Here is a 22,690-nt window from a genome sequence, read left to right as displayed (position 1 = left end):
TCAGGACCCGGGCCAGTGGTCCACGCCCGGTCCGGGGGCGGGGTCGCCTCAGGACCCGGGCCGGTGGTCCACGTCGGGTCCGGGAGCGGGGTCGCCTCAGGACCCGGGCCGGTGGTCCACGTCGGGTCCGGGAGCGGGGTCGCTTCGGAACCCTGGCCAGCGGTCCACGTCCCCTCCGGGAGCGGGGTCGCCTCGGGGCCCGGGCCCGTGGTCCACGTCCCGTCCGGGCCCGGGGTCGCCTCGGGGTCCGGGGGCGGGCCCCAGCCCCGGTTCGCGCCCGGGTCCGGGGTCCAGTTCTGCGCCGGGAGCACCGCGGGGCTCGGGTCCGGGTCCGGCGGCGGTGTCTCACGGCTCTGGTCCGGGACCGGAGCCGTGCCCGGAGCCGCCTCGGGGCCCTGGCCCGGGTTCGGTTCCGTGGCCGGGGCGAACGCAGCCCCCGGGTTCTGGCCCGGGGTCGCCTGCGGGTCCGGAACCGGGGAGAGCGCAGCCCCTGGGGTCAGGCCCGGGGCCGCCGTCTCGGGGTCCGGGGCCGGGGGGAGGGCGGCTCCGGGGTTCGCCGCCGGGGGGAGGGCCGGGGTGGGGGTGCGGCGGGGGGTGGCGCCGTGCCAGGTGGCTCCGGGGCCGCCGTAGGGGTACGAGTACCCCTGGGGGACGTTGGAACCCTGGGGGCGGTTTCCCTCCGCCGGGGCACCCCCGCCCCGCCGCTCCTCATTCGCGCGCGCGGCGGCCTGCGCCCCGGCCCGGTAGGCCGCGATGGCCCCGGCCCGGGCGGCGGCCTTGGGGTCGGGACGCCCGCCCGGCGCCTCCGGGGTGATGTGGTCGGCGTAGGTCGGCCCGACGTGCCGCTCGGGCCGGGGTCCCGACAAGGGCTCGGTGTCGTACCCGGGCGCCACCAGCGGCGCGTACGACGGCGCCCCGCCCTCGCCGGCCCCCGGCTCGCCCTCCCGTTCCGGCTCGTCCCCCGGGTCCTCCGACGCGAAGCGGCCCAGGCCGAACGCCGACGGTCCCGCACCCGGGCCCTCGCCCCCGGAGCGGCCCGGGCCGGGAGCAGAACCGGACGCGCCTGCGGCCGTCCGCTCGTCCCCCGGGTCCTCCGACGCGAAGCGGCCGAGGCCGGGGCTGCTCGGGCCGGGGTCGTCGTAACCGTCCTCGTCGGGGGTGGTTCCGGCGCCGCCCCCGATGACGTCGTGGTAGTCCGTGGAACCGGCGTAACCGCCCAGCTCGCCCTCGCCCGGCAGATCGGGCGCGGCGAAGGGGTCCCGCTCCTGGTCCCCGTAACCCTGGCCGTCGGCGTAGCCGTAGCCGGGGCCGTAGCCGTACCCGCCCTCCGGAGCGCCGACGCCGTCACCGCCGCCGAAGCCGGGGTTGCCGAGGTCCGGGCCGCCGAACTCCGAGGCGCCGTACGGCCGCTCGGCGACCGACCGCTCCGCGTCCGGCGGGCGCGGCGCCGGAAGGGCCGCCGCCCGGCCGCGCGCCCACGCCGCGTCCTGGCGCGCGCCCTCGCCACCGGCCGGATCCTCCGCCTGCTCGGCCGGGTCGGCCGGCGGGACGGGGTCGTATCCGCACAGGGCTTCCTCCGCCGCCCCGGCCGCCAGGCCGGTCAGCACGACACGCCCGTCCTCGCAGACGAGCACCGTGCGGGTGGTGATGTTCCGGTGGGTCCAGCCGTGCGCGTGCAGCACCCGCAGCGCCGTCAGCACGTCCGCGGCCACCTCCGCCGCCCGGTACGGGCTCAGCGGCTCCTCCGCGATCAGCGACGCCAGCGACCGCGCCGGCAGCAGCTCGCTCACGATCCACAGCGAGTTGCCCTCGGCGAACACGTCGAAGACCTGGTCAAGGCGCGGATGGTCCGGCACCCGGGCCGCCGCCTGCGCCGCGGCGATCGCCCGCCGCACCGCGGGGAGTTCGGACACCGGCCGCCGCCCGGCCGCGGGCGCGCGGTGCCCGTCGTACGTTCCCGCGTCGACGATCTCCGCGTCGACGATCTCGGGTAACGGCACCTGACGGACGAGTACTTCCTGCCCGCTGCGCGTGTCGAAGGCCCGCGTCTCGACGACTTCGCATTCGTCCGGCGCGCCGGACGGGGGCAGCGGCAGGCGGTACCGCTCGGCCAGGATCCGGCCCGCGTACTCCTCCATGCCGCCTCCCCCGAGCGCGCGTTGGTGAGCGGGTGCCCGGGTCGGCGCGAGTGCGTTCCCGTGGTCCCGCGAACACGATACGTCGCCCGGGGCGCCCGCGTCCCGGGCCTGCCGAGGCCCGTGACGTCAGTGCGGCGACCGGGGCGGCGACCGGTGCGGCGAACGGGCCGCCGTCACCGGCTCAGCCGACGGGCTGGAAGGTGTCGAAGGCCGTGTTCCGCAGCTGGGTGCACTCGGCGCCGTCCCACTGGTCCGCCGCGCAACTGATCATGATCGCGTAGCCGTGCGTGGCGTCCAGCTTGAAGCCGCGGTTCAGGACGCGGACCCTCGTCCCGTTCTGCGTGCGCTCGAACTCCCAGTCGGCGACGGTCGGATAGCCCCGGTAGTCCACGACGCGCAGGCCGAGCGGCTTGTAGTCCTTGCTGCTGCCCGCGACCGAGGGCTGGAGCTGGGCCCAGGCGAGCCGGGCGTCGTCGCCCGGCTTGCCGGTGTAGTCGACCTGGATGCGCGGGAAGCCGCCGTCACGGCTGTATATCCCACCGGACGAGGTGCCCGCGGTACCGGTCTGGTGGAACCCCTGCGGCATCGCCATGGAGAAGTGGAAGGCGTCGTTCGTGACCGTGGCGAAGCCCGCCGGTACGCCGTTCCCCGTGCCCTGGCCCGGCACCTGGCCGGTGTTCTGGCCGGGGGTCTGGGCCTGGCCCTGCCCCTGGGTCTGTCCCTGCGTCTGACCCTGGGTCTGCTGGCCGGGGCTGCCCTCGGGGCTGGGCGACGTACCGCCCGTGGCACCGGTGGTGCTCTTGCCGTCACCGCTCGCGCTCGGGGTGGCCTTCGGGCTCGCCGAGGCAGCGGCGCCCGCCTTTCCCTTGCCGCCCTTGTCACCGGGGTCGTCGTCACCGCTGAAGGCGTAGACGAGGAGGGAGCCGATGACCGCCAGCACGACGACCAGGCCGGCGATCGCCAGCGCGATCGTACGGCGCGACATGACGTCGGTGAGCGGGGCCGCGACGGGAGCCGTGCGCGGCCTGCGGGCGGGCGGCGCCGGGGCCTCGGCGGCCGACGCGGCGGCCGCCGTCGACGCCGCCGCGGCCTTCTGTTCGGCCGCGGCCGAAGCCGCCGCCTTGCGGGCCGACTTCAGCGCGGCGCGGGCCCGTTCGCGCTGCTCGCGCTCGCGTTCCCGCTGCTCGGCCTTCTCCGCCTTCTCGGCGGCCCGTTCGGCCGCCTTCTCGGCCGTCCGGTCCGTAGCCGCCTGCTGGGCTTCCACGAGAGATATCTGGCGGGTCTCCTCCACGGCCGGGATGAGCGGCGCGGGCGGTTCCTCGGGGGCGTCGAGCACCGCGTTCAGCATCGCGCGGGCGCCCGCGTCGTCGAGCCGGTGGGCGGGGTCCTTGGCCAGCAGGCCGTAGATGACCTCGGTGAGCGGACCCGCGTTCTTCGGCGGATCGACCGACTCGGTCATCACGGCCGTGAGCGTGGCGAGGGCGGAACCCTTGTCGTAGGGGGGCGTGCCCTCCACGGACGCGTAGATCAGCCCACCGAGCGACCACATGTCGGCGGGCGGGCCCGGCTTGTAGCCGCGGGCGCGCTCGGGCGAGATGTAGGAGGGGGCGCCGACGAGCATGCCGGTCGAGGTGACGGAGGGGTCGCCCTCGACCTGGGCGATGCCGAAGTCGGTGAGGACGACGCGGCCGTTCTCGGCGATGAGCACGTTGGACGGCTTCACGTCGCGGTGCAGGATGCCCTCGGCGTGCGCGGCCTTCAGTACGTCGAGCACGGCCAGGCCGACCTCGGCGGCGCGCCGGGGGGTGAGCGGGCCGCGCTCGCGGATGAACTCGGCGAGGGAGAGTCCCTCGATGAGCTCCATCACGATCCAGGGGCGGTCGTCCTCGTCGACGACGTCGTACACCGTCACGGCGCCGCTGCTGCGGATCCGGGCGATGGCCTTGGCCTCGCGCAGAGTACGGGTGATCAGGCGGCGCTTCTCGTCCTCGTCCACGCCGTGGCCGAAGCGGAGCTCCTTGACGGCGACGGTACGGCCGAGGGTGATGTCCTGGGCGCGCCACACGGTGCCCATGCCGCCCTTGCCGAGGACGCGGCCGAGCCGGTAGCGCCGTGCAAGCAGCCGGCCCTCGTCCGCCGTGCCGCCGCCCGGCTGCGCCGGGATGGCGGGGGCGGCCGGCCGCGGCGACTGCGCCGGGGCCGCGCCCGACGGGCGTCCGCTCCGCGCAGACCCTGCTTCCCCGCGCCCCGGCCGGCGCACGATCCCGGGCACGTCCAGCACCTCGCCGACGCCGTCGTCCGCGCCGCCGGTAGCGCCCTTGGCCGCCGCGGCCCGGGGCGCCGCGCCGTGCGCGGCCTGCACCTTGGTCACCGCGTCCTTGGCCGCCGCACCGGTGGGCGCCGAGCCGGTGGGCGCCGAGCCGGTGGGCGCCGAACCCTGCGAAGGCCGGACCTCGGCCGCTGCGTCGGCGGGCGCATCGTCCCCGGCCGCCGTGTCCTTCGCAGCCCGCACCCCGGCCGCCGCATCCTTCGCCACCGCGTCGGTGACCACCGCATCCGCGGGCGCGTCGTCCGCGGGCGCATCGTCCGCGGGGGCGTCGTCCGTGGGCGGCACGTCCTTCGACGCGAAGACCTTGGTCGCCGCGTCCCCGGGGGTCACGCCCTTCGCCGTCTGCCCCTTGTCCGCCGCACCCTCCGCCACCGCGTCCGCGGGCGCCGCACCAGCAGGCACCGCATCCGCAGGCGCGTCGTCGGCGAGCGGCACGTCCTTCGCGACCCGCACCTTGTCCGCCGCACCCTCCGCCACCGCGTCCGCGGGCGCCGCACCGGCAGGCACCGCGTCCGCAGGCGCGTCGTCGGCGGGCGGCACGTCCTTCGCGACCCGCACCTTGTTCGCCGCATCCTTCGCGACCGCCCCGGCGGGCGCCGCATCGGTGGGCGCCGCACCGGCAGGCACCGCATCCGTGGGCGCGCCCTGCGCGGGCGCCGCGTCCTTCGACGCCTGGACCTTCGGCGCCGCGTCCTCCGACGGGGTCGCCTTCGGCGCCGCGGCGCCACGTGGCGCGCGCCTGGGCGCCGCCTGCTTCCGCGCCGGTCCGCCGGAAGCCGGCTTCGGCGCATCCGAGCGGGCGCTCTCGCGCGCCGCGCGTACGGGCTCCGGCACGTCCCCGGCTGCCGGTCCTGCGTCCTGAGGCTCCGCCAGGGGCGCCCCGGCCCCCGCGGCCTGCGGTGCCACCGGCTCCGCCGCGACCGCATCCGCCGCCCGCTGCGCGGGTACTTCGGCGGACCCGGCGTCCTTCACCAGCGCCACGGACCCGTTCCCGCCCGTCCGCACCGCACCGCCTTCGGCCACACCGGCCTTCGCACGGCCCGCGCCGGTCCGGCCGGCCTTCGCGCCCTGCCGCCCGGGGGCCGACCCCGGCGCGCGCACCGGTTCGCCGCCGGATATCGCGTCCCGCTGCTCCCCACCGGACACCGGCTCCGCCCCGTCCGACGCCCCGTCCGACGCAGCGTCAACAGCCCCGTCCCCGACCGGCACCGACCCGGCAGCCTCGTCCGACCCCGCGTCAGCGGCCCCCGGGGCACGGCTCGGCTCCGGTTCCAGGGGGGTCGCTGTATCGGGGGCCGTTCCCTCAGGGGACTCCGGCTTGCGCTTGTGCTCCGGCTTCGACATGCGTCCCCTCTGCGATCGTGCCGCCTTCTCCGGCCGGCCCGTCATCCCGCTGGGCCCGACGTAACCCGCCCCGGCCGAAACCTCATTGTTCCTCACTCCGCAACGGACGGGTGTCCCGGGTCCGCGGTTCCTCCGGCCACCGTACGCCGTGCGCGCGTACGGCGGGGCGCGAGTGGAATCGGGACCGGAACCGGGACCGGACCGAACAGAACCCGGACAGGAGCCCGGACCGGAATCCCGCGCGGGACCCGGCGGGATCAGAGCGGAACGATGTCCGGCGCCCCCAGCCGCGCCGCGTCCGCCGTCTGGTCGTCCGGCTGGCGCTGCGACTCGCGTTCCGCTTGCACCCGCTTCTCGTAGTGTTCCACTTCCTTGTCGGTCTGCCCCGCGTCCCAGCCCAGCACCGGCGCCATCAGCTCGGCGCACTCGCGCGCCGAGCGCGTCCCGCGGTCGAAGGTCTCGATCGAGATCCGGGTCCGCCGGGTGAGCACGTCGTCCAGGTGTCGCGCTCCCTCGTGCGAGGCGGCGTACACGATCTCGGCCCGCAGGTAGTCGTCCGCGGCCGCCAGCGGCTCCCCCAGGCTCGGATCGGCCTCGATCAGGTCGAGCAGTTCCTCCGTCAGCGAGCCGTACCGGTTCAACAGGTGTTCCACGCGCACCACGTGAAGACCCGTCCGGGCGGCGATCCGGGCCCGCCCGTTCCACAGCGCCCGGTACCCCTCCGCCCCGACCAGCGGCACGTCCTCGGTGACGCACTCCGCGACCCGCTGGTCCAGCCCGTGCACCGCCTCGTCGACCGCGTCCTTGGCCATCACCCGGTACGTCGTGTACTTGCCGCCCGCCACCACGACCAGCCCCGGCACCGGGTGCGCCACCGTGTGCTCGCGCGAGAGCTTGCTCGTCGCGTCCGACTCCCCGGCCAGCAGCGGCCGCAGTCCCGCGTACACGCCCTGCACGTCGTCCCGGGTCAGCGGCACCGCCAGCACCGCGTTCACGTGTTCCAGCACGTAGTCGATGTCGGCGCTGGACGCCGCCGGATGCGCCTTGTCCAGGTCCCAGTCGGTGTCCGTCGTGCCCACGATCCAGTGCCGTCCCCAGGGGATCACGAAGAGGACGGACTTCTCGGTGCGCAGGATCAGCCCGGTCGCCGAATGGATCCGGTCCTTCGGCACCACCAGGTGGATGCCCTTGGAGGCGCGGACGTGGAAGAGGCCGCGCTCGCCGATCAGTGCCTGGGTGTCGTCCGTCCACACCCCGGTCGCGTTTACGATCTGCTTCGCGCGGATCTCGTACTCGCCGCCGCCCTCGACGTCCTGGACGCGGGCCCCGACCACCCGTTCGCCCTCGCGCAGGAAGCCGATGACCCGGGCCCGGTTGGCGCAGTGCGCCCCGTAGGCCGCGGCGGTGCGCACCAGGGTGGCGACGTAGCGCGCGTCGTCCATCTGGGCGTCGTAGTACTGGAGGGCTCCGACCAGGGCGTCCTTGCGCAGCGCGGGCGCGATCCGCAGGGCGCGCTTGCGCGAGAGGTGCCGGTGGACGGGCAGGCCGCGGCCGTGCCCGCTGGACACCGACATCGCGTCGTACAGCGCGACGCCGGAGCCCGCGTAGAGCCGCTCCCAGCCCTTGTGCTGGAGCGGGTAGAGGAAGGGGACCGGCTTGACCAAGTGCGGCGCGAGCCGTTCCAGCAGCAGGCCGCGCTCCTTGAGCGCCTCGCGGACGAGCGCGAAGTCGAGCATCTCCAGGTACCTGAGTCCGCCGTGGATCAGCTTGCTGGAGCGGCTGGAGGTGCCCGAGGCCCAGTCGCGGGCCTCCACCAGGCCGGTGGAGAGTCCCCTGGTCACGGCGTCGAGCGCGGTCCCGGCCCCCACCACGCCCGCGCCCACCACGAGGACGTCGAGTTCGCGTTCGGCCATTCGGGCGAGCGCCTCGGCGCGCTGCGCGGGTCCCAGTGTCGCTGTCCTCACGGCTGCCTCCCGTTGCTGCGGGTGATCCCGCTCATATCCCCCTCGAACACGATTCTTACCGCGCCCGCGGACATCGGCCACCGCCTGTGGACAACACAGCGGCGACCACCACTCCACAATGCCGCAGATCGGTCATATATACGCCTAGTCTGACATAGCGCCAGCTCCAGCTGTCCACAGGACTTGCGCGTTCAGCCCCCTCATGTCAGGGGAGGAAGGACGGCACCCCCCATGCCCGCTGACCTCGCCGTCATCGGACTCGGCCACCTCGGCCTCCCGCTCGCCCAGGCCGCCGTGTCCGCCGGTATCGAGACCGTCGGATACGACAGCGGACCCGCCACCGATTCCACTCTCACCGCAGCCGAGATCCGCCGCATGTCGGCGGCCGGTTTCCGCGTCACCACGAACCCCGCCGAGCTCGGCCGGGTCCGCACCGCCGTGATCTGCGCCCCCACCCGGCTCGGCGCTGACCGCGCCCTCGATCTGTCCGCGGTCGGCGAGGCGGGCCGTGCGCTGGCCGCCCGGCTGCGCCCGCACACCACCGTCATCCTCGAATCCGCCGCCCATCCGGGTGTCACCGAGGAGTACCTGCGCCCCGTCCTGGAAGCGGGCTCGGGCCTGCGCGCGGGCCGCGATTTCCACCTCGCCTACTCCCCCAGCCGCCACGACCCCGGCAACCGGACGCACGGCATCGCCAACACCCCCAAGGTGATCGGCGGCCTGACCCCGGCGTGCACCGAGTCCGCCGCGGCCTTCTACGCGCGCCTGACCGAGAAGGTGGTCCGCGCGCGCGGCCTGCGCGAGGCGGAGACCGTCCAGCTGCTGGAGACCAATTACCGGCACGTCAACATCGCCCTCATGAACGAGATGGCGGTGCTCTGCCACGACCTCGGCGTGGACCTGTGGGACGTGATCCGCTGCGCGGAGACGAAGCCGTACGGGTACCAGGCCTTCCGGCCCGGCCCCGGCGTCGGCGGTCACGGCGTCCCCCTGGACCCGAACTACCTCCCGCACACCCCCCGCACCCCCGGCCACCCCCTGCGCATGGTCGGCCTCGCCCAGGAGATCAACGACCGGATGCCCCAGTACGTCATCCAGCGCAGCGCGACCCTCCTCAACGAGCACGGCAAGTCCGCGCGCGGGGCGCGGGTCCTGCTGCTGGGGGTCACCTACAAGCCGGACCTGGCCGACCAGGAGGGCTCCCCGGCGCACGAGATCGCGAGCAGGCTGCTCGACCTCGGGGCCCTGATCAGCTACCACGATCCGTACATCGCCGGGTGGCGGGTGCGGGACCAGCCCGTGCCGCGTGCCGAATCGTTGTACGAGGCCGCGGCCAACGCCGACCTGACCATCCTGCTCCAGCACCACCGCACCTACGACCTGCAAGGACTCGCCGTGAAGGCCCAGTTGCTCCTGGACACCCGGGGCGCCAGCCCGGTGGGCGCCGCGCACCGGCTCTGACCGCCCGCCGAAATCCCCCCTTCGGCCGTCACAGGCACCTGTTAGCCTGCGGCGTTCTTATTTCGCACTTACGTCCCCGCGGTCACCCCTGGGGCACCCGTGCGTCCGAAACCCCTGGGGGGGACCCTTCATGAGCCAGCAGTTCCAGCCGCCCGCACCCGATTCCGTCACCCCGGCCCCCGGCTACCCGGCCCCGGCCGCCCCGAAGGGCAACGTGGCCCTCGGCATCGTCGCCGCCGTGATCGCGGCCGTGATCGCGGCGGCGGCCTACGGCGCGATCATCGGCGCCACCGAGCACGAGATCGGCTACGCCGCGGTCGGCGTCGGCCTCGTCATCGGTTTTGCGGCGGGCAAGCTCGGCGGCCGCAACCCGGTCCTGCCGGTCGTGGCCGCCGTCCTGTCGCTCGGCTCCGTCTACGCCGGCGGTCTCGTCGGCGAGGCCGTGATCGGCTCGAAGCAACTGCCGCTCAGCGTCACCGAGCTGCTCACCGAGCACCTCGACGTGGTCCACGAGGCCTGGAAGGCCGACGCGGACGTGATCTCGCTCGTCTTCTTCGTGATCGGCGCGCTCGCCGCCTTCCAGACGGCGCGCAAGGTCGCCGCCTGATCCCGGGCGACCCGCGCAACGCCGGAGGGCCGGTACCCCCGCTTGGGGGTACCGGCCCTCCGCGCGTACGTCCGTACGGCGGCTCAGCGGATCAGCGGCTGTGCTGCGCGTCCGCGACCGTGACCTCGACGCGCTGGAACTCCTTGAGCTCGCTGTAGCCGGTGGTGGCCATCGAGCGGCGCAGGGCGCCGAAGATGTTCATCGAACCGTCCGGGGAGTGCGACGGGCCGGTGAGGATCTCCTCGGTGGTGCCGACCGTGCCGAGGTCGACCTTCTTGCCGCGCGGCACGTCCTCGTGGACGGCCTCCATGCCCCAGTGGTAGCCCTTGCCGGGCGCGTCCGTGGCACGGGCGAGCGGGGAGCCCATCATGACCGCGTCGGCGCCGCAGGCGACGGCCTTCGGGATGTCGCCGGACCAGCCCACGCCGCCGTCGGCGATGACGTGCACGTAGCGGCCGCCGGACTCGTCCATGTAGTCGCGGCGGGCCGCGGCCACGTCCGCGACGGCGGTCGCCATCGGGACCTGGATGCCCAGCACGTTGCGCGTGGTGTGCGCGGCGCCGCCGCCGAAGCCCACCAGCACGCCGGCCGCGCCGGTGCGCATCAGGTGCAGGGCCGCGGTGTAGGTGGCGCAGCCGCCGACGATCACCGGGACGTCCAGCTCGTAGATGAACTGCTTCAGGTTCAGCGGTTCGGCGGCGCCCGAGACGTGCTCGGCGGAGACCGTGGTGCCGCGGATCACGAAGATGTCGACGCCCGCGTCCACGACCGCCTTGGAGAACTCGGCGGTGCGCTGCGGGGAGAGCGCGGCGGCGGTGACCACACCGGAGTCGCGCACCTCCTTGATGCGCTGCTTGATCAGGTCGGCCTGGATCGGAGCCTGGTAGATCTCCTGGAGGCGGCGGGTGGCCGAGTCCTCGTCCAGCTCGGTGATCTCGTCGAGCAGGGGCTGCGGGTCCTCGTACCGGGTCCACAGACCCTCGAGGTTCAGCACACCCAGACCGCCGAGCTCGCCGATGCGGATGGCGGTCTGTGGGGAGACCACCGAGTCCATGGGGGCGGCCAGGAACGGGAGCTCGAAGCGGTAGGCGTCGATCTGCCAGGCGATCGAGACCTCCTTCGGGTCCCGGGTACGGCGGCTGGGGACGATGGCGATGTCATCGAACGCGTACGCCCTGCGGCCGCGCTTGCCGCGCCCGATCTCGATCTCAGTCACGTGTGGTGGCCTTTCCTCTGGGTCTGCCCGTCCAGTATCCCCGACCCGCGGGCGACCGCGTCGCGGTGACCGCTGTACGGACGCCGACCGGGCCCGCGCACTCCAGCCCCGCCGGCGTTTGAGGCGCGGGGGTCCGGGGGCGGAGCCCCCGGAAGCGCCGCAGGGGGCGGACCCGATTCGGGCCCGCCCCCTGCGCTGGCGACTAACCCTTGCGGGAGTAGTTCGGCGCCTCCACCGTCATCTGGATGTCGTGCGGGTGGCTCTCCTTGAGACCGGCGGAGGTGATCCGCACGAAGCGGCCCCGGTCCTGGAGCTCCGGCACGGTCCGGCCGCCGACGTAGAACATCGACTGGCGCAGACCGCCGACCAGCTGGTGCACGACGGCGGAGAGCGGGCCGCGGTAGGGCACCTGGCCCTCGATGCCCTCGGGGATCAGCTTGTCGTCGCCGCCGACGCCCTCCTGGAAGTAGCGGTCCTTGGAGAAGGACTTGCGGTCGCCGCGGGACTGCATCGCGCCGAGCGAGCCCATGCCGCGGTACGACTTGAACTGCTTGCCGTTGATGAAGAGCAGTTCGCCCGGGGACTCCTCGCAGCCCGCGAGCAGCGAGCCGAGCATCACCGTGTCGGCGCCCGCGACCAGGGCCTTCGCGATGTCGCCGGAGTACTGCAGGCCGCCGTCGCCGATGACCGGGACGCCCGCGGCCTTGGCGGCCAGCGCGGCCTCGTAGATCGCGGTGACCTGCGGGACGCCGATGCCGGCGACCACGCGGGTGGTGCAGATGGAGCCGGGCCCGACGCCGACCTTGATGCCGTCGCAGCCGGCGTCGATGAGCGCCTGGGCGCCGTCACGGGTGGCGATGTTGCCGCCGATGACGTCGACCGTCGAGTTCGACTTGATCTTGGAGACCATGTCGCCGACCAGCCGGGAGTGGCCGTGGGCGGTGTCGACGACGATGAAGTCGGCGCCCGCCTCGATCAGGGCCTGGGCGCGCTCGTACGCGTCGCCCGCGACGCCGACGGCCGCGCCGACCAGCAGGCGGCCGTCCTTGTCCTTGGCGGCGTTCGGGTACTTCTCGGCCTTGACGAAGTCCTTGACCGTGATGAGGCCCTTGAGGATGCCCGCGTCGTCGACCAGCGGAAGCTTCTCGATCTTGTGGCGGCGCAGCAGCTCCATGGCGTCGACGCCGGAGATGCCGACCTTGCCCGTCACCAGCGGCATCGGGGTCATGACCTCGCGCACCTGGCGGGCGCGGTCCGACTCGAAGGCCATGTCGCGGTTGGTGACGATGCCCAGGAGCTTGCCCGCCGCGTCCGTGACCGGGACACCGCTGATGCGGAACTTCGCGCACAGCTCGTCGGCCTCGCGCAGCGTCGCGTCCGGGTGCACCGTGATCGGGTCGGTGACCATGCCGGACTCAGAGCGCTTGACCAGGTCGACCTGGTTGGCCTGGTCGGCGATGGAGAGGTTGCGGTGCAGCACGCCGACGCCGCCCTGGCGGGCCATGGCGATGGCCATGCGGGCCTCGGTGACCTTGTCCATCGCGGCGGACAGCAGCGGCACGTTGACCCGGACGTTGCGCGAGATCAGGGAAGAGGTGTCGATCTGGTCAGGCGCCATGTCCGACACGCCCGGCAGGAGCAGCACATCGTCGTAGGTGAGCCCCAGCGTGGCGAATTTGTCGGGCACTCCGTCGGCGTTGACAGTCATGACACCTTCCCAGATGGTCTTGCTCAGCGCGGATGTCCATGCTAACGGGATCCCGGGGCGTCTCATTCCACCACCGAGATCGACCAGGAGATTCGTGCGTTCCTACGGACTGTGCGGCGAGCGGGGGAAAGCGGGGGGCGGGCCTACTGCTCGGCGAGGGCGCGCAGCCTGCTGAGCGCGCGGTGCTGGGCAACACGGACCGCGCCCGGGGACATCCCGAGCATCTGGCCGGTCTCCTCCGCCGTCAGTCCGACGGCCACCCGCAGCACCAGGAGTTCGCGCTGGTTCTCCGGAAGATTGGCCAGCAGCTTCTTGGCCCAGGCGGCGTCGCTGCTGAGCAGCGCCCGCTCCTCGGGGCCGAGCGAGTCGTCCGGGCGCTCCGGCATCTCGTCGGACGGCACGGCCGTGCTGCCCGGGTGCCGCATGGCGGCCCGTTGCAGGTCGGCGACCTTGTGCGCGGCGATGGCGAAGACGAACGCCTCGAAGGGACGGCCGGTGTCGCGGTAGCGGGGCAGGGCCATCAGGACGGCGACGCAGACTTCCTGCGCGAGGTCCTCGACGAAGTGACGGGCATCACCGGGGAGCCGGGAGAGCCGGGTCCGGCAGTAGCGGATCGCGAGGGGGTGCACGAAGGCGAGCAGGTCGTGCGTGGCCTGTCCGTCGCCCTCGACGGCACGGCGTACGAGCGCGCCGACGGCCCCGGCGCTGCCGCCGTTGGCGGTGCCGGTCGGGCCTGTGGCCGCGGTGGACCCCTCGGCCTCGTCGTCGCGCATCAATCCATGGTGCCTTGGCGCCGGAGCATTCGCGCCGCCACGCCCCGCGTTGTGCATCGAAGCGTTATGAGCGGGTGCACCTGAAGTCATCGCCCGCACCCTCCCCTCCCGCTCGGCCGAATGGTCCCGGTCCCCGAGGCCACAGCTCCGAAAGTGCGGCCACACCCTCAAGGATGCGGCATCGCGCCCGAAGCGACACGTCCCCCGGATTGTGCCCCGCGAATCCCGGGTGCGCACCGGGTCCGGCTCGAACCGTCCGCGCGGTCCCCGGCCGGAGCGGCGCCCCGTCCGCGAGGACGGGCGGACCGCACCGCGCCCGGCCCGCGAGGACCGGGCCGCGCGACGGGGGCGCGGTGACGCACGGACGGCCCCGGCGGACCGGGTCCGCGTGCGGCGCGCCGCGGCGGGACGGGTCCTAGCGGACCAGGCCCCAGCGGAAGCCGAGCGCCACGGCGTGCGCCCGGTCCGAGGCGCCGAGCTTCTTGAACAGCCTGCGGGCGTGGGTCTTGACCGTGTCCTCGGAGAGGAAGAGCTCGCGCCCGATCTCCGCGTTGGACCGGCCGTGGCTCATGCCCTCCAGGACCTGGATCTCGCGCGCGGTGAGGGTGGGCGCGGCGCCCATCTCGGCCGAGCGCAGCCGCCGGGGGGCGAGCCGCCAGGTCGGGTCGGCGAGGGCCTGGGTGACCGTGGCCCGCAGTTCGGCGCGCGAGGCGTCCTTGTGCAGGTAGCCCCGGGCACCGGCGGCGACCGCGAGGGCCACCCCGTCCAGGTCCTCGGCGACCGTCAGCATGATGATGCGGGCGCCCGGGTCGGCCGAGAGCAGCCGCCGGACGGTCTCGACACCGCCCAGCCCCGGCATCCGTACATCCATCAGAATCAGATCGGAGCGGTCGGCACCCCAGCGGCGGAGGACTTCCTCGCCGTTGGCCGCCGTCGTCACACGCTCGACGCCGGGCACGGTGGCAACCGCGCGACGGAGCGCCTCTCGGGCAAGCGGGGAGTCGTCGCAGACGAGGACGGATGTCATGACCGCCCTCCGCAGCTGCTGATGCGCGTCACCTTGAGCCTCCAGGCTGGTACGTATCGTCACCGTTGCGGTCGATGCTCCCGGACACCTGTCCGAGAACTTCTTGGTTCAACCGCCTTCGCACTCTCAACGACGGTCACTCGAAAGAGTTACGGGTCGGACGGACACCTTCGGCACTCTACGTGAGGAACCGAACACAGCGGGGATGTCGGCACCGGCGTGTCCTCCATCTGGAGCTATGCCCTATTTGGCGGCTTTCCTTCCGTTTGCCATGTGTCTGAGGCTAGATTCCCAATGAGTCATATTTACATCTACTACGACAGTAGATGTGGAGACATGGACCATATCCGCCTCAGTACCGGCACCAAGAGGACTACCCATGGCAGATTTCTCCCGCCTCCCCGGACCGAACGCCGACCTCTGGGACTGGCAGCTCCTCGCCGCCTGCCGCGGGGTCGACAGCTCCCTCTTCTTCCACCCGGAAGGCGAGCGGGGCGCGGCCAGGAGCGCGCGCGAGACCTCGGCTAAAGAGGTCTGCATGCGATGCCCGGTGCGTGCGGAATGCGCAGCGCACGCACTCGCCGTCCGCGAGCCCTACGGGGTCTGGGGCGGCCTGACCGAGGACGAACGCGAAGAACTGATGGGCCGGGCCCGGCACCGCCTCATCCCCGCCACCAGCGTGACGGGGAGCGCCGCGACGGGGCCGACCGTCAGGCACTGACTCCGCCAGGACAGGACGAACACCCGAAGGAACGTTTCTCCGAAACCGTCGGTTCCTCCGGCAGGCCGCCTCACGGGGCCGGCCCGCCGGGCGCCACCGGGGCGTCACCCGCCCGGCCGTACCGCCGTACGGCCGTCAGCGGGCGGCGGCCCGCTCCAGCTGGTCCAGGGTCGCCGCCACGGCAGGGACCCGGGCCAGGTCCGCCAGGGTCAGCGCCACGACCTCCCGTTCCACGGCCGGTTCCACCGCCAGCGCGGCCACGCCCTTGGCCCGTACGGACTCCACCGCCAGCTCGGGCAGCACCGCCACGCCCAGCCCCGCGCCGACCAGGCCCACCACGGCCGGGTAGTCGTCGGTGGCGAAGTCGATCCGCGGGGTGAATCCCGCGGCCTCGCACACCTCGACCAGATGGCGGCGGCAGCGCGGGCAGCCCGCGATCCAGGGCTCCTCGGCCAGTTCCGCGATGCCCACGCGCCCCGCCCCCGCCAGCCGGTGCCCCTCGGGCACCAGCCCGACCAGCCGGTCGGTGAGCAGCGGGCGCACCACCAGGTCGTCCCACTCGGCGACCGGTCCGTCCGGCGCGGTGCCCGCGTACCGGAAGGCCAGCGCCACGTCGCAGTCCCCCTCGCGGAGCATCTCCACCGAGCGCGGCGGTTCCGCCTCGACCAGGGAGATGCGGGTGCCGGGGTGCGCGGCGCGCATCGCGGCGAGCGCGGTCGGCACCAGCGTGGAGCTGCCGCTGGGGAAGGAGACCAGCCGGACCCGGCCGGCGCGCAGCCCGGCGATGGCCGCGACCTCTTCCTCGGCGGCGGTGAGCCCGGCGAGGATGCCCGCGGCGTGGCGGACCAGCGCCTCACCCGCCTGGGTCAGCCGCATCTCGCGGCCGGTGCGGACGAGCAGCGGAGTGCCCGCGGACTGTTCCAGCGCCTTCATCTGCTGGGAGACGGCGGGCTGCGTGCAGCCCAGTTCACGGGCGGCGGCGGAGAAGGAACCCGTACCGGCCACGGCGCGCAGGACTCGGAGATGACGTGCCTCGATCACCCTGCGAGCATAAGCCTTGCTTTGGAGACGGCGCCCGGGTGCATGGACGCCTTTGAGGGTGCTCGGTTAGCGTGCACCCATGCAGCTGATGTCCCTCAACGTGGCCCGCCCGCTGTCCGTGGAGTACACCGACGCCGACGGCGGCGTGACCGGCTGCGACAAGCGGCCGGTGCCCGGGCCCCTGCGCATCGTCGCCCCGGGCCCCAAGGGGCGGGGAGCGAGCGGGGTGGAGGGCGACGCCGTCTGCGACCTGCGCCACCACGGCGGCGACCACAAGGCGGTCTACGCCTACGCCCGCGAGGACCTGGACTGGTGGGAGGCCGAGCTGGGCCGGCCGCTGCCCGCGGGCGTCTTCGGCGAGAACTTCACGACGTCGGGGCTGGACGTCACCGGCGCGCGCCTCGGCGAGCGGTGGCGGGTCGGCGCGGAGCTGGTCCTCGAAGTGGCGTCCGCCCGGATCCCGTGCCGGACCTTCCAGGGGTTCCTGGGCGAGCCGGGCTGGGTCAGGCGGTTCACCCGGGAGGTCCGCCCGGGCGCGTACCTGCGGGTGATCCAGGAGGGGCAGGTCTCCCCCGGCGACCCGATCGAGGTGCTCCACCGGCCCGGCCACGAGGTGTCGGTCGGCTTCTGGTTCCGCGCGTTCACCACCGAACGCGCGCTGCTGCCGCGCACCCGGGCGGCGGGCGACGCGATGGACCCGTCGGGGCACGAGAAGGTCCGCTCGTACCTGGACAAGCTCGGCGACGAGGGCGCCGGGGCCCGGGGCTGACGCGTCCTGCGGTTAGGTTGCGCGTATGACGACTGCGTTGATCACAGGATCCACGGCGGGCATCGGCGCCGCCTTCGCCCGCAAGCTCGCCGCCCAGGGGCACAACCTGGTGCTGGTGGCACGGGACACCAAGCGGCTGGGCGAGCAGGCCACCGAGCTGCACGACCGGCACGGCATCGAGGCCGAGGTGCTGACCGCCGACCTGTCCACAGAGGAGGGGATCTCGGCGGTCGAGCGGCGCCTGGCCGACCTCAAGCACCCGGTGGACCTGCTGGTCAACAACGCGGGCTTCGGCAACAAGGGCCGTTACCTGGACGTCCCGATGGCCGACGAGCTGGCGATGATCAAGGTGCACATCGAGGCGGTGCTGCGGCTGACCTCGGCCGCGACCGGGTCGATGCGCACGCGCGGGCGCGGCGGCGTGGTCAACGTGGCCTCGGTGGCGGCGTTCCTGCCGCGCGGGACGTACGGGGCGAGCAAGGCCTGGGTCGTGCAGTTCACCCAGGGCGCGGCGAAGGACCTCGCGGAGTGCGGGGTCCGGCTGATGGCCCTGTGCCCCGGGTTCGTCCGTACGGAGTTCCACGAGCGGGCGGGCATGGGCACCGACAACATTCCCGGCTGGATGTGGCTGGACGCGGACAAGCTGGTCGCGGCGGCGCTGGCCGACCTGGCGCGCGGGCGGACGGTCTCGATCCCGGACCCGCGCTACAAGGCGCTGATGAGCATGGTGAAGCTGGCTCCGCGCGGGCTGCTGGGCGGGGTGTCCTCGCGGACGGGCCGCAAGTACGGACCACAGTAACCACCCGGTAACCACCCAAACGGCCCCATCCTCCCTAAACTGGACGTGTCCCTATCCCGCCGGGAGGCGACGCGATGACATTCGTACAGATTATCGATTACGAGACGCGACGGTTCGACGAGATGAACGCCCTCATCGACCGCTACGCCGAAGAGACCGCGGGCAGGCGCACGGTCACGCACACCCTGATCGGCAAGGACCGCGAGGCGGGGACGCACTACGTGGACCTGGTCGAATTCCCGTCGTACGAGGACGCCATGAGGAACTCTCAGCTCCCGGAGACGGAGCGGATGTTCCAGGAGATGGTGAGCCTCTGCGACGGCATGCCCACCTTCACCAACCTCGACGTGGTCCGCGAACAGCACCTCAACACCCTCATCGCGAACCGGGTGTTCAAGGAGATCGCGGAGCAGGGCCGGTTCGAGGCCATCGACGAGTGCGTGTCGGCGGGGTACGTCACCCACGACATGATGGACACCGAGGGCCGGGGCAACGGCCGCGACGGCATGCGGCGCACGATCGGCATGTGGCGCGACGCCTTCGACTTCACTTTCGACATCACGCGCCAGGTCGCCGAAGGGGACTGCGTCACCACGCTGTGGGACTGGAAGGGCACGCACAAGGGCGAGTTCATGGGGCTCGCGCCGACCGGCAGGGCCGTCGCCATGTCGGGCTGCACGACCGTCCGGATCGAGAACGGGCAGATCGCGGAAGACTGGTGGTACTGCGACGCACCGGGCCTGATGCGCAGCATGGGCAGGTGAGCCGCGGCAAACGGACCGCGGCAGACGAAGAGGGCCCCCGTTCCAGTGGAACGGGGGCCCTCTCTCGCTACTGCCGGCAGTACCGACGCCGGCTCAGCACGTCACCGACGGAGGTCAGTGGCTGTGGCCGTGGCCACCGTGGCCGTGACCGGCGTCGCCCTCGTCCTCGGCCGGCTTCTCGACGACCAGGGTCTCGGTCGTGAGCAGCAGGGAGGCGATGGAGGCGGCGTTCTCCAGAGCGGAACGGGTGACCTTGACCGGGTCGATGACGCCGGCCTTGACCAGGTCGCCGTACTCGCCGGTCGCGGCGTTGAAGCCCTGGCCCTTGTCGAGCTCGGCGACCTTCGCGGTGATCACGTAGCCCTCCAGGCCCGCGTTCTCCGCGATCCAACGCAGCGGCTCGACGGCGGCGCGGCGCACGACCGCGACACCGGTGGCCTCGTCGCCGGAGAGGCCGAGGTTGCCCTCGAGGACCTTGACGGCGTGGACGAGCGCGGAGCCACCGCCGGAGACGATGCCCTCCTCGACCGCGGCGCGGGTCGCCGAGATGGCGTCCTCCAGGCGGTGCTTCTTCTCCTTCAGCTCCACCTCGGTGGCGGCGCCGACCTTGATGACGCAGACGCCGCCGGCGAGCTTCGCCAGGCGCTCCTGCAGCTTCTCGCGGTCCCAGTCCGAGTCCGTGGACTCGATCTCGGCCTTGATCTGGTTGACGCGGCCGACGACGTCGTCGTGGCTGCCGCCACCGTCGACGATGACCGTGTCGTCCTTGGTGATCGTCACGCGGCGCGCGGTGCCGAGGACGTCCAGACCGGCCTGGTCGAGCTTGAGGCCGACCTCTTCGGCGATGACGGTGGCGCCGGTGAGGGCGGCCATGTCCTGGAGCATCGCCTTGCGGCGGTCACCGAAGCCGGGGGCCTTGACGGCCACGGCGTTGAAGGTGCCACGGATCTTGTTCACGACGAGGGTGGAGAGCGCCTCGCCCTCGACGTCCTCGGCGATGATCAGCAGCGGCTTGGAGGCGCCCGCCTGGATGACCTTCTCCAGCAGCGGCAGCAGGTCCTGGATGGACGAGATCTTGCCCTGGTTGATGAGGATGTAGGGGTCCTCGAGGACGGCCTCCATGCGCTCCTGGTCGGAGACCATGTACGGCGAGAGGTAGCCCTTGTCGAAGGCCATGCCCTCGGTGAACTCCAGCTCCAGGCCGAAGGTGTTGGACTCCTCGACGGTGATGACACCGTCCTTGCCGACCTTGTCCATCGCCTCGGCGATCAGCTCGCCGACCTGGGTGTCCTGCGCGGAGAGCGCGGCCACGGCGGCGATGTCGGACTTGTCCTCGATCGGACGGGCGGTCTCCAGCAGCTCGGCCGAGACGGCCTTGACCGCCGCGTCGATGCCCTTCTTCAGGGCGGCCGGGGAGGCGCCGGCGGCGACGTTGCGGAGGCCCTCGCGGACCAGCGCCTGGGCCAGCACGGTGGCGGTGGTGGTGCCGTCACCCGCGATGTCGTTGGTCTTGGTCGCCACCTCCTTCACGAGCTGGGCGCCCAGGTTCTCGTACGGGTCGTCGAGCTCGACCTCGCGCGCGATGGTGACACCGTCGTTGGTGATGGTGGGGGCGCCGAACTTCTTGTCGATGACGACGTTGCGGCCCTTGGGGCCGATCGTCACCTTGACCGTGTCGGCAAGCTTGTTGACGCCGCGCTCCAGAGCGCGACGGGCGTCCTCGTCAAACTTAAGAATCTTCGGCATGGGAGCGGTACAGCCCTCTCGTTGCGATCCCCGGCCGCTCACCGCGACCGCCTGAACGAACTACGCCCCTCGCCGCCCGGCATCAGCAGGGGTGACCAGGGGCGCAGCTCACAGCAAAACTGGTGAAGTGTCTTACTTCTCGACGATCGCGAGCACGTCGCGGGCCGAGAGGACGAGGTATTCCTCGCCGTTGTACTTCACTTCGGTGCCGCCGTACTTGCTGTACAGGACGACGTCGCCGACGGAGACGTCCAGCGGCAGGCGCTGACCGTCCTCGAAGCGACCCGGACCCACAGCGAGGACGACGCCCTCCTGGGGCTTCTCCTTCGCGGTGTCCGGGATGACCAGGCCGGAGGCCGTGGTCTGCTCGGCGTCGAGCGGCTGGACCACGATGCGGTCCTCAAGCGGCTTGATGGCAACCTTGGAGCTGGTGGTCGTCACGTTCCGGTCTCCCCCTTCGGAGATCTCACGGGGTTAACTGTTTTGGGGTGGCGACCAGGTGGTTCCGTCGTCGCGGGTGCCGGACCTGCCTGTCGCTGTGTTGGCACTCACCAGTGGCGAGTGCCAGGCCCGAGACTATTCCGGCGATTAGCACTCGGTCAAGCGGAGTGCCAATTCTGGGTCCGGCGTCGCGTCGGATGCGGGGCCGGGGCGGGGTCACGTGTGGGGCGAGACACTGCTCGCCGAGGGGCTCGCAGGCAACCACGGGAGCGCGGGACACGTCGTAGACGATATGAAGATAAAGCGCCTCAATGCCGAGCAGACAGGACCCGGGGCCGCCGCGGGCCCGAGCGTACCGGGTGCCGCTGCCTCGTCACCGGGGGCGCGGACGCCCGGTTCCACCGCGGCCGGCCCGCGGTGCACCGACGGTGGCGGCGTGCCGTGCGCGGCCTGAGCGCGCGCACGTCGACCTCGGGCGCCCGTCGCCGTACGGAGGCGCTGCTGCTGGGCCTGGTCGTCGTCATCACGGTCGCCGGGCACGCCAGTGCGGGACTCGCGCTGAACGACCGGCTGCCCGACAACCTCACGGGCTTCACGGTCAGCATGACGCTGCTGTCGCTCGTGGGGCACCTGGGCGTGCGCCGGTTCGCGGCGTACGCGGATCCGCTGATCCTGCCGCTGGCGATGCTGCTGACGGGGCTCGGGCTGGTGCTGCTGCACCGGCTGGACCAGTCGTACATCGAGCGGTACAACTCCCCGGCGGTGGCGCCGGGGCAGCTGATGTGGTCGGTGGTGGGCGTCGCGGCCGCGCTGGCGGTGGTGGCGCTGCTGCGCGACCACCGGCTGCTCCAGCGGTTCATCTACATCACGATGGTCGTCTCGCTGGTGCTGCTGATCGCGCCCGCGTTCTTCGGCGCGGACAAGTACGGCGCCAAGCGGTGGATCAACCTCTTCGGGCTGTCGCTCCAGCCGGGCGAGTTCGTGAAGATCATGATCGCGGTCTTCTTCGCGGGCTACCTGGTCCTGCACCGCGACACCCTGGCCCTGGCGGGCCGCAAGTTCCTCGGCATGCGGCTGCCGCCGATGCGCCAGCTCGGCCCGATCATCACGGTGTGGCTGGTCTCGCTGATGGTGCTCGTCTTCGAGCGCGACCTCGGCACCTCGCTGATCTTCTTCGGGGTGTTCGTGGTGATGCTCTACGTCGCCACCGAGCGCACCAGCTGGATCGTGTGCGGCGGGATCATGGCCGCCCTCGGCGCCTTCGTCGTCGGCTCGACCGAGCCGCACGTCAAGGGGCGCGTCGCCGCCTGGCTGGACCCGCTGTCGTACTACCAGAACCCGCGGCCGCCGGGCATCACCTCCGACCAGTCGGCGCAGGCGCTGTTCAGCTTCGGCACCGGCGGGGTCACCGGCACCGGGCTCGGCATGGGCCACCCGGAACTGATCAGCTTCGCGGGGCGCAGCGACTTCATCCTGACCACGGTCGGCGAGGAGCTGGGCCTGGCCGGGGTGATGGCCGTGCTGCTGCTGTACGCGCTGCTGGCCCAGCGGGGGCTGCGGATGGCGCTCGGGGCCCGGGACCCCTTCGGCAAGCTGCTGGCGGTCGGCCTGGCGTCGGCCCTGGCGCTCCAGGTGTTCGTGGTCGCGGGCGGCGTGACCGGGCTGATCCCGCTCACCGGAAAGGCGCTGCCGTTCCTGGCGAGCGGCGGTTCGTCCCTACTGGCCAACTGGGTCATGATCGGGCTGCTGATCCGGATCAGCGACAGCGCGGAGCGCCAGCGGGAGGCGGATTCCCTGCCGGTGTCGGAGCCGCCGGCCACGCTGGCGGCGGTGGCGTAGGCG

General features: G+C 72.8%; 17 protein-coding genes. 7 read left to right on the top strand and 10 right to left on the bottom strand.

The window, feature by feature from the left end; translation table 11 throughout:
* The 3 genes from ABZY31_RS02245 to ABZY31_RS02235 all read right to left on the bottom strand — a co-directional run.
* The coding region (locus ABZY31_RS02245) for a protein kinase (RefSeq protein WP_356403856.1) at positions 1-2,138 on the bottom strand (2,138 nt) is incomplete at its 3' end.
* Positions 2,139-2,319: 181 nt separating this feature from the next.
* The gene (locus tag ABZY31_RS02240; protein ID WP_356403854.1) at positions 2,320-5,613 is read right to left on the bottom strand and encodes a protein kinase; all 3,294 of its coding nucleotides are present in this window, start codon (positions 5,611-5,613) and stop codon (positions 2,320-2,322) included.
* A gap of 455 nt (positions 5,614-6,068) precedes the next feature.
* Positions 6,069-7,775 carry a glycerol-3-phosphate dehydrogenase/oxidase gene (locus tag ABZY31_RS02235; protein WP_356403852.1) on the bottom strand — a complete coding sequence of 569 codons (1,707 nt, stop codon included), beginning with the start codon at positions 7,773-7,775 and terminating at the stop codon, positions 6,069-6,071.
* 231 nt (positions 7,776-8,006) lie between these two features.
* Here ABZY31_RS02235 and ABZY31_RS02230 point away from each other — a divergent pair, with 231 nt between their 5' ends.
* The gene (locus ABZY31_RS02230; RefSeq protein ID WP_356403849.1) at positions 8,007-9,236 is read left to right on the top strand and encodes a nucleotide sugar dehydrogenase; all 1,230 of its coding nucleotides are present in this window, start codon (positions 8,007-8,009) and stop codon (positions 9,234-9,236) included.
* A 130-nt stretch (positions 9,237-9,366) separates the two neighbouring features.
* Complete coding sequence (locus ABZY31_RS02225) at positions 9,367-9,843, top strand: hypothetical protein (RefSeq protein WP_356403846.1); 477 nt, start codon at positions 9,367-9,369, stop codon at positions 9,841-9,843.
* A 91-nt stretch (positions 9,844-9,934) separates the two neighbouring features.
* Here the strand turns inward: ABZY31_RS02225 and ABZY31_RS02220 are convergent, their stop codons facing one another.
* From ABZY31_RS02220 to ABZY31_RS02205, 4 genes are all read right to left on the bottom strand, one after another.
* Entirely contained in the window at positions 9,935-11,059 is a 1,125-nt protein-coding gene (locus ABZY31_RS02220; protein WP_356403843.1) for a GuaB3 family IMP dehydrogenase-related protein, read from the bottom strand.
* 202 nt (positions 11,060-11,261) lie between these two features.
* Positions 11,262-12,767: an IMP dehydrogenase gene (guaB, locus tag ABZY31_RS02215; RefSeq protein ID WP_356403840.1), complete on the bottom strand. Its 1,506-nt coding sequence runs from the start codon at positions 12,765-12,767 to the stop codon at positions 11,262-11,264.
* 143 nt (positions 12,768-12,910) lie between these two features.
* The gene (locus ABZY31_RS02210) at positions 12,911-13,540 is read right to left on the bottom strand and encodes a sigma-70 family RNA polymerase sigma factor (protein ID WP_330332074.1); all 630 of its coding nucleotides are present in this window, start codon (positions 13,538-13,540) and stop codon (positions 12,911-12,913) included.
* 415 nt (positions 13,541-13,955) lie between these two features.
* Positions 13,956-14,567 (bottom strand): response regulator transcription factor, encoded by a 612-nt coding sequence (locus ABZY31_RS02205; protein ID WP_003948568.1) that lies wholly within the window; start codon positions 14,565-14,567, stop codon positions 13,956-13,958.
* Positions 14,568-14,946: 379 nt separating this feature from the next.
* Between ABZY31_RS02205 and ABZY31_RS02200 the strand changes: the two genes are divergently transcribed.
* The gene (locus ABZY31_RS02200) at positions 14,947-15,288 is read left to right on the top strand and encodes a WhiB family transcriptional regulator (protein ID WP_356403837.1); all 342 of its coding nucleotides are present in this window, start codon (positions 14,947-14,949) and stop codon (positions 15,286-15,288) included.
* 135 nt (positions 15,289-15,423) lie between these two features.
* Here ABZY31_RS02200 and ABZY31_RS02195 read toward each other — a convergent pair whose 3' ends face one another.
* Positions 15,424-16,329 carry a LysR family transcriptional regulator gene (locus tag ABZY31_RS02195; RefSeq protein WP_356403834.1) on the bottom strand — a complete coding sequence of 302 codons (906 nt, stop codon included), beginning with the start codon at positions 16,327-16,329 and terminating at the stop codon, positions 15,424-15,426.
* 79 nt (positions 16,330-16,408) lie between these two features.
* Here ABZY31_RS02195 and ABZY31_RS02190 point away from each other — a divergent pair, with 79 nt between their 5' ends.
* From ABZY31_RS02190 to ABZY31_RS02180, 3 genes are all read left to right on the top strand, one after another.
* Complete coding sequence (locus ABZY31_RS02190) at positions 16,409-17,098, top strand: MOSC domain-containing protein (RefSeq protein ID WP_356403831.1); 690 nt, start codon at positions 16,409-16,411, stop codon at positions 17,096-17,098.
* Between the two features lie 25 nt (positions 17,099-17,123).
* A complete protein-coding gene (locus ABZY31_RS02185; protein WP_356403828.1) occupies positions 17,124-17,897 on the top strand; it encodes an SDR family oxidoreductase in 774 nt (257 codons plus the stop codon).
* Between the two features lie 74 nt (positions 17,898-17,971).
* Positions 17,972-18,661, top strand: a complete 690-nt coding sequence (locus tag ABZY31_RS02180) for an ester cyclase (RefSeq protein WP_356403825.1) — start codon at positions 17,972-17,974, stop codon at positions 18,659-18,661.
* 114 nt (positions 18,662-18,775) lie between these two features.
* Here the strand turns inward: ABZY31_RS02180 and groL are convergent, their stop codons facing one another.
* Positions 18,776-20,407 carry a chaperonin GroEL gene (groL, locus tag ABZY31_RS02175; RefSeq protein WP_356403822.1) on the bottom strand — a complete coding sequence of 544 codons (1,632 nt, stop codon included), beginning with the start codon at positions 20,405-20,407 and terminating at the stop codon, positions 18,776-18,778.
* Positions 20,408-20,539: 132 nt separating this feature from the next.
* Positions 20,540-20,848, bottom strand: a complete 309-nt coding sequence (gene groES / locus ABZY31_RS02170) for a co-chaperone GroES (protein WP_283455899.1) — start codon at positions 20,846-20,848, stop codon at positions 20,540-20,542.
* 441 nt (positions 20,849-21,289) lie between these two features.
* Between groES and ABZY31_RS02165 the strand changes: the two genes are divergently transcribed.
* Positions 21,290-22,687 (top strand): FtsW/RodA/SpoVE family cell cycle protein, encoded by a 1,398-nt coding sequence (locus ABZY31_RS02165; RefSeq protein ID WP_356403819.1) that lies wholly within the window; start codon positions 21,290-21,292, stop codon positions 22,685-22,687.
* The last annotated feature ends 3 nt before the right edge of the window (positions 22,688-22,690 follow it).

Source organism: Streptomyces sp. NPDC006529 (assembly GCF_040611795.1).
Taxonomy (GTDB): domain Bacteria; phylum Actinomycetota; class Actinomycetes; order Streptomycetales; family Streptomycetaceae; genus Streptomyces.
This window is presented reverse-complemented; position numbering and strand designations above follow the sequence as displayed.

What these genes read in the sequence shown, in the direction of transcription:
- ABZY31_RS02190 (WP_356403831.1), top strand. Translation starts at nt 16,409, where the DNA reads ATGCAGCTGATGTCCCTCAACGTGGCCCGCCCGCTGTCCGTGGAGTAC.
- ABZY31_RS02185 (WP_356403828.1), top strand. Translation starts at nt 17,124, where the DNA reads ATGACGACTGCGTTGATCACAGGATCCACGGCGGGCATCGGCGCCGCC.
- groL (WP_356403822.1), bottom strand. Translation starts at nt 20,407, where the DNA reads ATGCCGAAGATTCTTAAGTTTGACGAGGACGCCCGTCGCGCTCTGGAG.
- ABZY31_RS02200 (WP_356403837.1), top strand. Translation starts at nt 14,947, where the DNA reads ATGGCAGATTTCTCCCGCCTCCCCGGACCGAACGCCGACCTCTGGGAC.
- ABZY31_RS02225 (WP_356403846.1), top strand. Translation starts at nt 9,367, where the DNA reads ATGAGCCAGCAGTTCCAGCCGCCCGCACCCGATTCCGTCACCCCGGCC.
- ABZY31_RS02180 (WP_356403825.1), top strand. Translation starts at nt 17,972, where the DNA reads ATGACATTCGTACAGATTATCGATTACGAGACGCGACGGTTCGACGAG.
- ABZY31_RS02210 (WP_330332074.1), bottom strand. Translation starts at nt 13,540, where the DNA reads ATGCGCGACGACGAGGCCGAGGGGTCCACCGCGGCCACAGGCCCGACC.
- ABZY31_RS02230 (WP_356403849.1), top strand. Translation starts at nt 8,007, where the DNA reads ATGCCCGCTGACCTCGCCGTCATCGGACTCGGCCACCTCGGCCTCCCG.
- guaB (WP_356403840.1), bottom strand. Translation starts at nt 12,767, where the DNA reads ATGACTGTCAACGCCGACGGAGTGCCCGACAAATTCGCCACGCTGGGG.
- ABZY31_RS02205 (WP_003948568.1), bottom strand. Translation starts at nt 14,567, where the DNA reads ATGACATCCGTCCTCGTCTGCGACGACTCCCCGCTTGCCCGAGAGGCG.